We start from the raw sequence: 13,543 nt of genomic DNA on the forward strand, positions 1-13,543 counted from the left end.
ACGAGGAACCGAGCATGAGTAGCGGACACATCGTTCAGATCATTGGCGCGGTTATCGACGTGGAATTTCCACGTGACTCCGTTCCAAGCGTTTACGACGCACTGCTGCTTGAAGGTGGCGAAACAACTCTGGAAGTCCAGCAGCAGCTGGGTGACGGCATTGTTCGTACCATCGCCATGGGCAGCACTGAGGGCCTGAAGCGTGGCCTGAAAGCAGAAAACACCGGCAAGCCGATCTCTGTACCTGTTGGTACACAGACTCTGGGCCGGATCATGGACGTTCTGGGTCGTCCCATCGACGAACAGGGCGACATCGGCGAAGAAGAGCGCTGGGCTATCCACCGCAAAGCACCGGGCTATGCCGATCAGGCAGCGTCTGCCGACCTGCTGGAAACCGGCATCAAGGTTATCGACCTGATCTGCCCGTTCGCCAAGGGTGGTAAGGTTGGTCTGTTCGGTGGTGCCGGCGTAGGCAAGACCGTAAACATGATGGAACTGATCAACAACATCGCGAAAGAGCACTCCGGTCTCTCCGTATTCGCAGGTGTTGGTGAGCGGACCCGGGAAGGTAACGACTTCTACTACGAAATGAAGGAGTCCAACGTTCTCGATAAGGTTGCCATGGTTTACGGCCAGATGAACGAGCCCCCTGGAAACCGTCTGCGTGTGGCCCTGACCGGTCTCACCATGGCTGAGAAGTTCCGTGACGAAGGCCGTGACGTACTGCTGTTCGTTGACAACATCTACCGTTACACCCTGGCCGGTACTGAGGTATCTGCACTGCTGGGTCGTATGCCTTCTGCGGTAGGTTACCAGCCGACCCTGGCGGAGGAGATGGGTCAGCTGCAGGAGCGTATCACCTCTACCAAGACCGGTTCCATCACTTCTATCCAGGCGGTCTACGTACCGGCGGATGACTTGACTGACCCGTCTCCGGCCACCACCTTCTCGCACCTTGACGCGACCGTGGTACTGAGCCGTGACATCGCTTCCAAGGGTATCTACCCGGCGATCGATCCGCTCGACTCCACCTCCCGTCAGCTGGATCCGCTGGTGATTGGTGAGCAGCACTACAACGTTGCCCGTGGTGTTCAGAACGTTCTGCAGCGCTACAAGGAACTGAAAGACATCATCGCGATCCTGGGTATGGACGAGCTGTCTGAAGACGACAAGCTGATCGTATCCCGCGCCCGTAAGATTGAGCGTTTCCTGTCGCAGCCGTTCCACGTTGCTGAAGTATTTACCGGTTCTCCGGGTAAGTACGTGTCTCTGAAAGAGACCATCGCCAGCTTCGAAGGCATTCTCAACGGTGACTACGACGACATGCCGGAGCAGGCGTTCTACATGTGCGGCGGCATCGAAGAAGCGATTGAGAAAGCTAAGGCAATGAAAGAGAAGGAAGGTAAGTAAGACACCTTTTTTCCTTTCTGACCCAAGAGGCGTATGAAATGGCTATGACCGTACATTGTGACGTCGTAAGTGCCGAGGAAAAAATCTATTCGGGCCTGGTGGAGATGCTGATCGCCACCGGTACCGAAGGTGAGCTTGGCATCCAGTATGGCCATGCTCCGCTACTGACCGAGCTGAAGCCCGGCGCAGTGCGGATCATCAAGCAGGGTGGCAGTGAGGAGATTCTGTACGTATCCGGTGGTTACCTGGAAGTACAGCCCAATCTGGTTACCCTGATGGCCGACACCGCCGTTCGTGCAAAGGATGTGGACGAAGCAGCGGCCCTGGAAGCCCAGAAGCAAGCCGAGAAGGCACTGGCGAACAAGACAGGCGAGTTCGAGTACTCGCGTGCTGCCGCCGAGCTGGCCGAAGCTGCCGCTCAGCTGCGCACCATCCAGAAGCTGCGCAAGCACCTGCGTTAAGCAGAGCCTGTGTCAGCGCCCGGACTGGCCTGACAGTGAACCGCATCCTCAGGTGGAGGGCCCGGTATTCCGGAAACGGAGTGTCGGCGATTCCACCGGGACGCGGTTTTTTCATTTATGGACGTTTTGAATACCGGAGCTGATTGCCCCATGAGCCCGTTACACGTTGTGATCCTGGCCGCAGGCCAGGGCTCCCGCATGAAATCCTCCCTGCCCAAGGTGCTGCACCCGGTGGCGGGTAAAGCCATGCTGCACCATGTGGTTGATACCGCAAAACAACTGGGCGCGGAGAAAATTCACACGGTGATTGGTCACGGGGCCGATCAGGTTCGGGCGTCTCTGGAAGACGACTCGGTGAACTGGGTGTTGCAGACCGAACAGCTGGGCACCGGCCATGCCGTGGCCCAGGCACTGCCGGCACTGCCGGATGATGCCCGGGTGTTGGTGTTGTACGGTGACGTCCCTCTGACTCGCAAAGATACCCTGGAAACCATGGTCGCCGACCTGGACGAACGGAATCTGGCTTTGCTGACGGTGGATATGGACAACCCCCACGGTTATGGCCGGATCGTTCGCAACGAACAAGGCCTGGTTCAGGCCATCGTTGAGCAGAAAGACGCGACCGCTGAACAGCAGCAGATTCAGGAAGTGAACACCGGCATTCTCGCGGTATCCGCCCGTCATCTGAAGCAATGGCTGCCCGCTCTGTCCAACAGCAATGCCCAGGGCGAGTATTATCTGACTGACATTATCGCGATGGCGGTCGACCACGGCTTGTCAGTGACGGTTTCCCAACCGCTGAATCCGTTTGAGGTTCAGGGCGTGAACAACCGCCTCCAACTGGCGGAACTGGAGCGCTGGTACCAGCGTCAGCAAGCCGAGCGTTTGATGACCGAGGGTGCATCCCTGGCGGACCCGGCCCGCATTGAGGTGCGCGGTGAGCTCACCATTGGCAACGACCTGTGGATAGACGTAAACGCGGTCTTTGAAGGCCGGGTGAGCCTCGGCAACAACGTCGTGATCGGACCCAACTGTGTGATCAAAGACGCCACCATCGCCGACGGTGCCGAGATCAAGGCCAACAGCGTGATTGAAGGTGCGGTAGTGGGTTCCAACGCCCAGATCGGGCCATTCGCACGTCTGCGCCCGGGCACTGAACTGGCCGCCAACACCAAGGTTGGCAATTTTGTCGAAACCAAGAAGGCCGTGGTGGGTGAGGGCAGCAAGATCAATCACCTCAGTTACGTTGGTGATGCCTCACTGGGCCGTAATGTGAATGTGGGTGCAGGTACCATCACCTGCAATTATGATGGTGTGAACAAACACCAGACGGTATTGGGTGACGGGGTATTTGTCGGCTCCAATACCTCACTGGTCGCTCCGGTGAACGTAGCGGAACAGGCCACCATTGGTGCCGGCTCCACCATTACCCGCGATATCAGCGAAGGGGAACTGGCGGTGGCCCGTGGCAAGCAGCGTAACATCGCCGGCTGGGAACGGCCGAAAAAAGCGTAACCAACGATTAACGAACAGGTGATAACAGCATGTGTGGGATTGTAGGAGCGGTATCTGAACGGGATGTCCAGGGTATTCTGCTGGAGGGCCTGCGCCGCCTGGAATACCGGGGGTACGACTCCGCCGGCATGGCCGTCATCAATGGCCAGCACCTGGTGCAGCGAGCCCGGGAAGTTGGCAAGGTGGCGGCCCTGGCTGATGCCATTGAAGCAAACCCCCTGGCTGGTCACCTGGGTATCGCCCACACTCGCTGGGCCACCCACGGCGAGCCCTCTCAGGTAAACGCCCATCCCCATATGTCCGGCGAGCGGCTGGCCATCGTCCATAACGGCATCATCGAGAACTACCAGGAACTACGGGATGAACTCAGGGCCGAGGGTTTTGAGTTCACCTCCCAGACCGATACCGAGGTGGTCGCGCACCTGATCGAGAAATACTTCCGTGAACAGGGCAAACTCTACGAGGCGGTAAAGGCGGCCATTCAGCGTCTGCGCGGTGCCTACGCCCTGGCCGTTGTTCATGCCGATGAGCCGGATCACCTGGTGGTCTGTCGCGAGGGCAGCCCTCTGGTGGTTGGCGTCGGTATTGGCGAGAATTTCATCGCGTCTGACCAGCTGGCCCTGTTGCCGGTGACCGACCGCTTCATGTTCCTGGAAGAGGGCGATATCGCCGATATCCGCAAGGACAACATCCGCATCCACGATCGCAGTGGTCAGCCGGTGGAGCGGACCATTACCCGTTTTGAACACGGTGCTGACTCTGCGGACAAAGGTGAATACCGCCACTTCATGCTCAAGGAAATCTACGAGCAACCGAAAGTGATCAAGGCCACCATGGAAGGCCGGATCACCGACAGCCGGGTCCTGGAGCAAGCCTTGGGAACCGATGCGGCCAACCTGCTGGATAACGTCCGTCACGTGCAGATCATCGCCTGTGGCACTTCGTACCATGCCGGCATGGTGGCCCGCTACTGGATTGAGGAACTGGCCGGCGTGCCTTGTTCGGTGGAAGTCGCTTCCGAGTTCCGCTACCGCAAACACGTGATTCAGCCCGACACCCTGTTCCTGTGCATTTCCCAGTCCGGTGAAACCGCCGACACTCTGGCGGCATTGCGTCAGGCCAAACAGGCTGGCTTCCGCGCGGCTCTGGCCATCTGCAACGTGCCGGGCAGCTCGCTGGTGCGGGAATCCGATCTGGTCATCATGACCCAGGCCGGTCCGGAAATTGGTGTGGCGTCGACCAAGGCGTTCACCACCCAGCTGACCGCCTTGCTGATCTTCACCCTGGCCCTGGCGCGCCATAATGGCCTGAGTGAAGAGAAAGAAGCAGACATCGTTGCCGCCATTCATCAGTTGCCCAAGCAGGTGAGTGATGTCCTCGCCCTGGATGCCGACATTGAAGAGATGTCCAAGGCCTTTATGGACAAGAACCATAGCCTGTTCCTGGGCCGTGGCTCCCAGTTCCCGGTGGCGATGGAAGGGGCCCTCAAGCTCAAGGAAATCTCTTACATCCACGCCGAGGCCTATCCCGCCGGCGAGCTCAAACACGGTCCGCTAGCCTTGGTGGACAGTGAAATGCCGGTAGTCACGGTGGCACCGAACAACGACCTGGTGGAAAAGCTGAAATCCAATCTGGAGGAAGTTCGCGCCCGTGGCGGTGAGCTGTTCGTGTTTGCCGACAAGGCGGCGGACGTGAAGCCGGAAGAAGGCATCCACGTGATGCAACTGCCATCCGTGCATGAGATCACCGCGCCCATCGTGTACACCGTGCCACTGCAGTTGCTGTCTTATCACGTGGCGGTGTTGAAGGGTACGGATGTGGACCAGCCGCGGAACCTGGCCAAGAGTGTGACGGTGGAATAACCGGTCTTTCCCTTCCAGGTGTTTGAAAAGCCCGTTGCGCGCATCAGCCAGCGGGCTTTTTTCGTTCTCTCGGTGTTTTAAACGATTTCACAAACTAGATGCACTGTGTAACCAAGTGGTACTGGCTGAAAATCGCGCCCGCCACTAAGATGCCTGTCCAAATTATGATCAACAGGATGGGTGTTTCCGATGAATGATCGTCTCCGATCAATGTTAGGCCTGGCCATTCTCCTCCTCATTACCTTCGGCTCGGCCTCTGCCCAGACGCTCGAAATTACTGATGGAAAGGAGACTCTGGTGCTGGATCGGGCACTGTTGGAGAGTTTTCCACAGTCAGTCATCGAGACCACCAGTCCTTACTACGACGGCACCGCCGAGTTCTCCGGCCCAACGCTGGCAAGGGTCATTGAGCATTTTGGCAGCACCGGGGCCAGCGCGGTCACCCTGGTGGCTCTGAATGGTTACAAGGTGTCAGGGTCGATGAAGGAACTGATGGGCCTGGACGCCATTGTGTCCACCCGCCAGAACGGCGAGCCGATGAGCATCCGCCAGCGTGGTCCCTACTGGATCATGTTGCCGTTATCGGAGCGGCCTGAGCTGGACAGTGAGGATTTCCACCGTTACATGGTCTGGCAGCTCAACCGGATTGAACTCACGCAGGAATGAACAGCCAATCTGTTCTGGCGGGACTCTTCTCCCGCATCACCGTGGTCCTGTTGTTCTCCGTGGTGGGTGTCTTGCTGTCCGCCAGTTTTTACACCTATCTCCAGGATCGCAAACTGCAGAGTGTCTCGCTCAGTGCCCTGAGAATGGCGTCGTGGAACCTGGTTCGTCTCGGCAGCGAAGCAAGCGCCCTGGATAGGGAGTTGTCGCTGCTTGATCGCGGTGTCGGCGAGCCTGCTCAGGTTACCCTGAGGTACGACGTTCTTTGGAGCCGCTACGATTACCTCCTGACCAGCAAGGAGTCTGCGCCCACCCGAGAACACGACAACAATGCGGCTCGCCTGCAGGATCTGTTCACCCGTTTGCAGGCGCTGGAGGACCCTCTTACCCGACGCCTCGCCGGAGACCCTACCGGCTGGTCTGACGCCATGGCGGCATGGCATCGGCAGTGGCAGGATGCCATGCAGCTGGTTACCGATAACTTTGTGGGTGATGAAACCAGTCGGTTGATGAGTAGCGTGGAAGCCTCCCGGGACCGGCTGGCCAAGCTCCGGATACTGACACTGATCGCGTTGGCCGTGGTTTTCGGCTATCTGGCGCTGGGAATGGCTTTCCTGCGCAAGCAGTCAAAGACCGATCCGGTCACCGGGTTGCCCAACAGTCATTATTTGCATTCCCTCGGAGGCGTGGACCCTCGAATCAGCATCATTACTTGCGCTATTCAGAAATACACGCTGGTGCTCAGTGAATATGGCCAGGAGGGCGCAACCTCGCTTACCCGGGCATTTGCACGCAAACTCCAGCGCGAATTGTCGGCCGATGATCAGCTCATTCAGGTGTCGGCGAGTGAGTTTGTGATTCTACTGGCGCCCCTGGCGCCCGAGTTCGTTGAGTCTTCGGTCTACCAACTGGTGTCTGCGACCCGCTTTGACTGGCGGATTGGCGATTCCGTCTGGCATGCCTCAGCCGTTTTCGGCGTGGCGCCACCCTGCACCGGAAAAGCAGGTGACTGGCAGATCCGCTATCAGCAGGCGCATCGTGCATTGGTCCAGGCCTCGGAGGAAAACCAGTCCTACTTCATTGATGGCGAAGCTCTGCGCCGGCGGATATTGGAAGAACGCCAGATTCACGCGGGTTTGCTGAATCTGTTTAATGAGGAACCCGGTGCGTTGATGCTCCGGCTGGTCTATCAGCCCATCGTCAGCGCGGCCGACGTGAACCTTGTAACCGGGGCCGAAGTCCTGTTGCGCTGCGAACACGAGAGCCTGGGATTCATCCCGCCCAATCGCGTGGTAGAACTCTGCGAGCGCTATGGTCTGGGGGAACAGCTGGGTTGTTGGCTGTTCCGCAGGGTTGCCGCGGAAACCCGGCAGCTGTATTCCGGGCTCCGGTATACCGGCAACCTCTCGATCAACCTCAACCCCGCCATGCTGTCCATGAAGCTGATCGGTAACGTTGAGCGGCTACTGCTCAAGCCCGGTATCCCAGCGGCGGCCTTATGCATGGAGATTACCGAGGACAACGCGGCTCTGGAGTTTGGCAACATCAATGATGTCATTGAAGCGCTGCATGGTCTCGGCATTACCTTTGCCCTGGATGATTTCGGCACCGGCCACTCGTCCCTGGAATACGTCCGGGAGCTCAAGGTCGACAGGCTGAAGATCGACCGTTGCTTCGTTGAGGGCATAGAGCTGGATGCCAACAAAGCCAAGTTCCTGGCATCCATTGTCGCCATGGCCAACCAGGCGTTCATGAAGAGCGTGATTGAGGGGGTGGAGAACGAGCTGCAATGGCAGCAGGTGCAGTCATTCGGGGATGTTCTGGTGCAGGGTTACTATGCCCATAAGCCGATGTCATTCAACGACTATCTGGCTTTGCTTCTGGATGCCGGAACGCGCTGGCCCGCTCCGGACTCCGCCCGGGGAAATGCAGAGGTCCGGGTATGAAGCTGTCGCTGCGAGTCCAGGCGGTCATTGGTATCGGCACCATTGAGGTGGCGATACTGGTGGTTCTGTTGTACTCCGTTTTCCACTTTATGGATGACTCCATTCATCACGAGGTGGATCGCCGTGCCCAATCCATCGCCCGGGTATTGGCAGCCAATGCCGTTGATAACCTGCTGCTTGGCAATCGAGTGGGACTGCAGGATCTGGTCAGTGCGACCGCGCGTGCCGAGGGCATTGAGTTCGCCCGTATTCTGGATTACGAAGGCCGGCTGTTGGTGGAAGCGGGCTCTCCCGAGAGCTTGAAGCAGCCGTTCGAGCGTTCCCGCAGAGCCGAAGTTCTTCCGGACCTTTACATGGCGAAGGCGGTGATTACCCAGGCGGGACTGGGTTATGGGTCGGTGGAAATCGGACTGGATTTGTCCGGTCAGAAGCGGGCCATGGCCGGGGCGAAGCGTAACAGTGTGATGATCGCCGGGCTTGAGGTGCTGACGGCCGCGCTGTTCTCCATGCTTGCCGGTCATTACCTGGTCCGGCGTCTACGCCGGATTCGTCGTTTTCTGAAATCTGTGAACCAGGGTGACTACCTGCAACGCCTGGACGACCACGGAACCGATGAGGTATCCGACATTGCTGCCGAGATTGATCAGCTTACGGATCGGTTGGTCTGGGAGAAAAGTACGCGGGACGCGCGCATTCATGAGCTTGAGGTACAGAACGAGCTGCTGCAGACCAAGCTGGCAGAACAGCTCCGGAATGGTTGAAGGCAGAGCTATTGCTGATCTCCGGTCGGCACAGCCATGGCGTCGTCTGTGTGGTCCAGACCGTTGAAGAACCGCACCTGATTCTTGCCTCTTTGTTTGGCCTGGTACATGGCGATGTCGGCTTGCCGTAGCAGTACTTCGGCATCAATGTCCGGCACCTGTGGATAAAAGCTGACGCCAAGGCTGGCAGAGACCTGAACGGTCCGTTCGAGCAGCTCGACCGGCTCCGACAATGCCGATAGCAGTCGGGACAGTATGATTTTGCAGTCAGGGCTGGACGAAAGCTCTGGCAGCAATACCACAAATTCATCCCCCCCCAGTCGTGCAACGGTGTCGCATTCCCTCAGGATGCCTTTCATTCTCCGGGCCAGTGTGACCAGGAGTTCGTCGCCGGTGGCATGGCCATAGGTGTCGTTAACGGCCTTGAAGCCATCCAGATCCAGAAACACCACGGCCAGTACATCCCCGTGCCGGCGGGTAGAGGCGACTGCGTGCTGAAGCCGCTCGCCCAGCAGCAGCCGGTTGGGAAGGCCGGTCAGAGGATCGTAGTGGGCAATATGACGAAGCTGTTCTTCGGTCTGTTTGAGATGGGAAATATCCGCGAACAGCGTGACATAATGCTCCACCTCTCCCTCCCGGCTGCGCACCGCCGCGATGGTCATCAGTGAGGGTAGCAACGAGCCATTCTGGCAACGTATCCAGTACTCACCACTCCATACTCCCTTGGCATCAAGCGATGCCAGCACCTGATGCCGAAAATCCCGGGAGTACTGGTCAGAGGCCAGGATATCCTCGTAGTATTGCTCCAGAACGTCTTCCCGGGCGTAGCCGGTCAGCGCGCTGAAGGCGGCGTTTACGTCCAGAATTCGTCCCTGTGCACTGGTCAGTACAATGCCTTCCCGGGCATGGCGGAACACACCCGCCGCCATCGACAGGCTGGCTTCCGCCCGCTTGCGTTCCGTAATGTCCTGATGGGTGCCGTACATCAGCAAGGGCTGGCCCTGGTCATCCCAGGACTGCACCTGGCCTCGGTCGAGAACCCAGACCCAGTGACCGTCCTTGTGTCGCATCCGGGCCTCACATTCGTAATAGGCCAGCTCGCCGCGAAAATGTCGTTCCAGTAGATCGGCGCTGCGCTGCAGGTCATCCGGATGCGCCAGATTCATCCAGGTATCGATGGAGATCGGCTTCAGCTCGTCCAGGGTATAACCCGCGATCTCGGCCCAGCGTTTGTTGTAGACGGTTTCTCCCGTCTGGACGTTCCAAGCCCAGGTACCCGAACGGGTACCGCTGATAATGTTTTCCAGCCGACTCCGTTCCATTTTCAGTTGCTCCCGTGAGGCTTTGATGGAATCGAGCATGGTGTTGATGCCATCACTCAGCACGGCCAGCTCCCGATACTGGAACGGAGGCACAGGCTGAAGCGGAATACCCTCGGCATCCTTGTTCCTGAGAGCGTCATCGATGGCGACAATGGAACGGAAAACCGAGCGGTGAAGCACCGTGCCGAGTAAAGCCGACAGGGTGAGCGCAAGGGCCAGTACCGTCAGCAGTTCCTCAAGCACTACTCGCTCCAACTTTGCCACCAGCAGGTCATCGGAGGCGTAGATCCGGATTGTACCCAGTACTTCCTCGTTGCCGCCCACTATGGGCGCACTGGCTTGGTAAAATGCCTGGGCAAGCTCATTCTGAACCGGTGGTGTGCGTTCCTGGAACAAGCTGTATTGGCCGTTCTGTTGCCGCAGTTGGCCATACAGGTAGTAGGGCTGGCCGAGAATCCGGCCCATCTCATAGTCTTCGAGTATCACCGCGAAGTGTTGTTTCAGGGCCATCTCGGTGGCAATCAGGCTTTCGTATTCGTGCACCGAGTAGGCTTCGATAAATGGGGCAATGCTCCGGCTCAGGCGTTCAAGAGTCTCGTGGACATCCTGTTCGATGCCCGCCGTAATCTCTGCCCGGGCGGTGCTGTAAACATAGACCGCATGCAACAGAAATACGCCCGCGATAACGGCCACTACCAGAAACGTAGTGCGGCCCAGTAACGAGGGGTAATCAGAGGTGTTTGCGGCCACTTGTTTCATCATGGTTGCGACGGGTTACCCAGAACGTTGCGCTGGATGGTCGGCAGGAGTTGCTCCAGATTACCTCGATGTACCGGTAACACCGGCAGCCGCTGGAACTTTTCAACCGATGCACCCGACAGGTGCCGATGCATTGCCTCCACGGCGGTTTCGCCCATCAGGAATGGCTGCTGCATCCCGGCCGCCACGAGGTCACCAGAACGGATCATGGCCAGAAACTCGGGTTCGGCGTCAAAGCAGATCAGCAGGATCTGGCCGGTTTTGCCGGATTCCCAAATGGCATCCAGCGCGCCCCGGTATCGATTGGAGCCCTGTAACCAGATGGCTCGGAGCTGTGGATTGTCCTGAATCAGACGTCGACTGAATTCATAGGTCTCGCGGTAGGAAAAATCCGCTTGCTGGTAGATGCCGGCGGTGCTGACACCATGCTCCTCCAGGGCCCGCAGAAAGCCTTCGGTCCGGGCCTTGCCGTTGGCTCGCTTCTGGGGAATGGCGACAATCCCCACCGTCCCGTCCATCCAGCCTTTCTCGTCCAGAGCGGCAACCAGCAGTTCGCCCAGATCGTAGGCGCCCTGGTCATTGTCGGATTCGATATAGCTCACATAGTTGTCCGACTTGGCGCCAATATCTGAAATCACCACCGGAATACCGGCTTGTTCTGCAAGCTTGAGAACCGTGACGGCGGCCGAAGATTGGGTGGGGGAGAGGATGATGCCGTCAACGCCGGAGTCAATCGCGGCAACGGTCGCTTCCAGTTCTCGTCGGGCCAGGTTGTCGGCGCTGTGCACTGATAGCTCATAGCCCAGTTCAGTAGCCTTCTGTTGAATGCCCCGGGCCATGATGTCCCAGAACGGGATACGAATGTCGGGAACCAGATAGGCCAGCGTGCGTTCCTGAGCCGCAGCGTCGGGTGCCGGGTTGAGCATCAGGATCAGAACAACGGGAAGTGCCCGGAATACCCGGACCAGAGAGTGTTTCATGCCGACATCGTATTGCTGGAAAGCGGCCTATTTTACTGTGTGTAACTTGGCGACATATAGTTCTTTGGGATGATCTTTATCAAATTGTTGGTGAATACTTGCTTCCCGCAAGGTTGCTGGCAAAGGCGGAGGGCCGCCGCTGGATAACTCGCGTCGTTGACCAATTCCCGGTAAACTAGGCGCCCTGCCAGGGGTACGCCCCGCCTACACCTGAATGTGGGCCTTTCTACCACCTTCGGGCCATTACCCCGGGCACAAATATCAAGGAAGATAACGGCTTCATGCCGCATACTTCTCCGGCAGTCATCTTCAGAAGAATTGTGTAATGCCCAACACCGTAATTGCTGGCTTCACCCATAATTTTCTTGGCAAGGCACCCGTCTGGTACAAGCAGGTCATTCTGCTATTCCTGATTGCCAATCCTGTCGTGATGTACGTGCTTGGGCCTGGCGTTGCAGGCTGGCTGCTGATCGGCGAGTTCATTTTTACCCTGGCAATGGCGCTGAAATGCTACCCACTGCTCCCGGGGGGCTTGCTGGCGGTGGAGGCCCTGCTGATCGGGCTGACGTCCGCGGATGCGGTGTACCATGAGGTTCTGACCAATTTCCCGGTCATCCTGCTGCTGATGTTCATGGTGGCGGGTATTTACTTCATGAAAGAGCTGCTGCTGGTGACCTTCACCCAGATTCTGGTGGGGGTGCGGTCCAAGTCGGCGTTGTCTCTGTTGTTCTGTAGCGCTGCGGCAGTGTTGTCAGCGTTTCTCGATGCCCTGACCGTCACCGCCGTCATCATCAGCGTTGCGGTAGGTTTCTTCTCGGTCTATCACAAGGTGGCATCCGGCAAGGGTTACCAGCAGAAAGACCACAACACCAACAGCGACGACGAAGTGATTGAGCTGCACCGGGAAGATCTGGAAAACTTCCGTGCCTTTCTCCGCAGCCTGCTGATGCACGGGGCGATCGGTACCGCTCTGGGCGGCGTCGCCACCATGGTGGGTGAACCCCAGAACCTGCTGATTGCCAAGGTGGTGGGCTGGGATTTCGCCGGCTTTTTCCTGCACATGGCACCGGTGAGTATTCCGGTTCTGTTCGCCGGCCTGTTTACCTGCTGGGCGCTGGAAAAGCTGCGCTGGTTCGGATACGGCGGCCGCTTGCCCAAGCCGGTGCGAAGGGTATTGGAAGAGTTCGCTGACAATGAAAAGGCCCGGCGCACCAAGTCCGATCAGGCGGCGCTCTGGATTCAGGCGGTGGCAGCGGTCATTCTGGTGTTTGGCCTGGCGTTCCACATTGCCGAAGTAGGATTGATTGGCCTGCTGGTGATTATCCTTATTACCTCGTTTACCGGCGTGACGGACGAACACCAGATTGGCAAGGCGTTCCAGGAATCCCTGCCCTTTACCTCATTGCTGGTGGTGTTTTTCGCCGTGGTAGCCGTGATTCACGAACAGCACCTGTTCAAACCGATCATTGATTACGTACTGGCGCTGCCCGAAGGCCAGCAGCCGGGCATGTTCTTCATTGCCAACGGACTGTTGTCGATGATCAGCGACAATGTGTTTGTGGCGACCGTCTACATCAGCGAAGTGAAACAGGCGCTGGACGCCGGCAGCATCAGTTACGAGCACTTCCAGACCCTGGCCGTAGCCATCAATACCGGTACCAACCTGCCGAGCGTAGCTACACCCAATGGCCAAGCGGCGTTTCTGTTCCTGCTGACCTCAGCCATTGCACCTCTGGTGCGTTTGTCCTACGGGCGCATGGTGATCATGGCGTTGCCTTACACCATCGTGATGGGGGGCGTCGGTCTGTACATGGTCACCCACGCGTTCTGAGTCATGGTTTTGCATATTTCACCGCACAGTTTTG

Annotated in this window: 10 protein-coding genes; 8 read left to right on the plus strand and 2 right to left on the minus strand. The window is 58.1% G+C overall.

From position 1 onward, the window contains the following. Positions 1 to 14: 14 nt before the first annotated feature. The 7 genes from atpD (at position 15) to ACAM27_RS02660 (ending at position 8,617) form a co-directional block, all read left to right on the plus strand. Positions 15 to 1,409 (plus strand): F0F1 ATP synthase subunit beta, encoded by a 1,395-nt coding sequence (gene atpD / locus ACAM27_RS02630; protein WP_011787276.1) that lies wholly within the window; start codon positions 15 to 17, stop codon positions 1,407 to 1,409. Between the two features lie 38 nt (positions 1,410 to 1,447). Further along, complete coding sequence (locus tag ACAM27_RS02635; RefSeq protein ID WP_014423136.1) at positions 1,448 to 1,870, plus strand: F0F1 ATP synthase subunit epsilon; 423 nt, start codon at positions 1,448 to 1,450, stop codon at positions 1,868 to 1,870. Positions 1,871 to 2,020: 150 nt separating this feature from the next. Beyond that, on the plus strand, positions 2,021 to 3,385 hold the full coding sequence (gene glmU, locus ACAM27_RS02640) for a bifunctional UDP-N-acetylglucosamine diphosphorylase/glucosamine-1-phosphate N-acetyltransferase GlmU (RefSeq protein WP_023011881.1): 1,365 nt from the start codon (positions 2,021 to 2,023) through the stop codon (positions 3,383 to 3,385). A 29-nt stretch (positions 3,386 to 3,414) separates the two neighbouring features. Beyond that, entirely contained in the window at positions 3,415 to 5,247 is a 1,833-nt protein-coding gene (gene glmS / locus ACAM27_RS02645) for a glutamine--fructose-6-phosphate transaminase (isomerizing) (RefSeq protein ID WP_114434609.1), read from the plus strand. A 189-nt stretch (positions 5,248 to 5,436) separates the two neighbouring features. Beyond that, a complete protein-coding gene (locus ACAM27_RS02650) occupies positions 5,437 to 5,913 on the plus strand; it encodes a hypothetical protein (protein ID WP_369612489.1) in 477 nt (158 codons plus the stop codon). After that, positions 5,910 to 7,856: an EAL domain-containing protein gene (locus tag ACAM27_RS02655; protein WP_369612490.1), complete on the plus strand. Its 1,947-nt coding sequence runs from the start codon at positions 5,910 to 5,912 to the stop codon at positions 7,854 to 7,856. Before ACAM27_RS02650 ends, ACAM27_RS02655 begins: the two co-directional genes overlap by 4 nt. Continuing rightward, positions 7,853 to 8,617 (plus strand): HAMP domain-containing protein, encoded by a 765-nt coding sequence (locus ACAM27_RS02660; RefSeq protein ID WP_023008419.1) that lies wholly within the window; start codon positions 7,853 to 7,855, stop codon positions 8,615 to 8,617. The genes ACAM27_RS02655 and ACAM27_RS02660 overlap by 4 nt, the downstream gene beginning before the upstream one ends. 8 nt (positions 8,618 to 8,625) lie before the next feature. On the opposite strand, the gene ACAM27_RS02665 is transcribed toward ACAM27_RS02660, so the two are convergent. After that, positions 8,626 to 10,701, minus strand: a complete 2,076-nt coding sequence (locus tag ACAM27_RS02665; protein ID WP_369612491.1) for a diguanylate cyclase domain-containing protein — start codon at positions 10,699 to 10,701, stop codon at positions 8,626 to 8,628. Beyond that, positions 10,698 to 11,678, minus strand: coding sequence for a substrate-binding domain-containing protein (locus ACAM27_RS02670; RefSeq protein ID WP_369612492.1), 981 nt, complete (start codon positions 11,676 to 11,678; stop codon positions 10,698 to 10,700). Before ACAM27_RS02670 ends, ACAM27_RS02665 begins: the two co-directional genes overlap by 4 nt. 325 nt (positions 11,679 to 12,003) lie before the next feature. On the opposite strand from ACAM27_RS02670, the gene nhaB reads away from it, so the two are divergent. Continuing rightward, entirely contained in the window at positions 12,004 to 13,509 is a 1,506-nt protein-coding gene (gene nhaB, locus ACAM27_RS02675) for a sodium/proton antiporter NhaB (RefSeq protein WP_369612493.1), read from the plus strand. The last annotated feature ends 34 nt before the right edge of the window (positions 13,510 to 13,543 follow it).

The organism is Marinobacter sp. RI1, assembly GCF_041155085.1.
GTDB classification, from domain to species: Bacteria; Pseudomonadota; Gammaproteobacteria; order Pseudomonadales; family Oleiphilaceae; genus Marinobacter; species Marinobacter nauticus.

What these genes read in the sequence shown, in the direction of transcription:
- glmS (WP_114434609.1), top strand. Translation starts at nt 3,415, where the DNA reads ATGTGTGGGATTGTAGGAGCGGTATCTGAACGGGATGTCCAGGGTATT.
- nhaB (WP_369612493.1), top strand. Translation starts at nt 12,004, where the DNA reads ATGCCCAACACCGTAATTGCTGGCTTCACCCATAATTTTCTTGGCAAG.
- glmU (WP_023011881.1), top strand. Translation starts at nt 2,021, where the DNA reads ATGAGCCCGTTACACGTTGTGATCCTGGCCGCAGGCCAGGGCTCCCGC.
- ACAM27_RS02665 (WP_369612491.1), bottom strand. Translation starts at nt 10,701, where the DNA reads ATGATGAAACAAGTGGCCGCAAACACCTCTGATTACCCCTCGTTACTG.
- ACAM27_RS02660 (WP_023008419.1), top strand. Translation starts at nt 7,853, where the DNA reads ATGAAGCTGTCGCTGCGAGTCCAGGCGGTCATTGGTATCGGCACCATT.
- ACAM27_RS02670 (WP_369612492.1), bottom strand. Translation starts at nt 11,678, where the DNA reads ATGAAACACTCTCTGGTCCGGGTATTCCGGGCACTTCCCGTTGTTCTG.
- ACAM27_RS02635 (WP_014423136.1), top strand. Translation starts at nt 1,448, where the DNA reads ATGGCTATGACCGTACATTGTGACGTCGTAAGTGCCGAGGAAAAAATC.
- atpD (WP_011787276.1), top strand. Translation starts at nt 15, where the DNA reads ATGAGTAGCGGACACATCGTTCAGATCATTGGCGCGGTTATCGACGTG.
- ACAM27_RS02655 (WP_369612490.1), top strand. Translation starts at nt 5,910, where the DNA reads ATGAACAGCCAATCTGTTCTGGCGGGACTCTTCTCCCGCATCACCGTG.
- ACAM27_RS02650 (WP_369612489.1), top strand. Translation starts at nt 5,437, where the DNA reads ATGAATGATCGTCTCCGATCAATGTTAGGCCTGGCCATTCTCCTCCTC.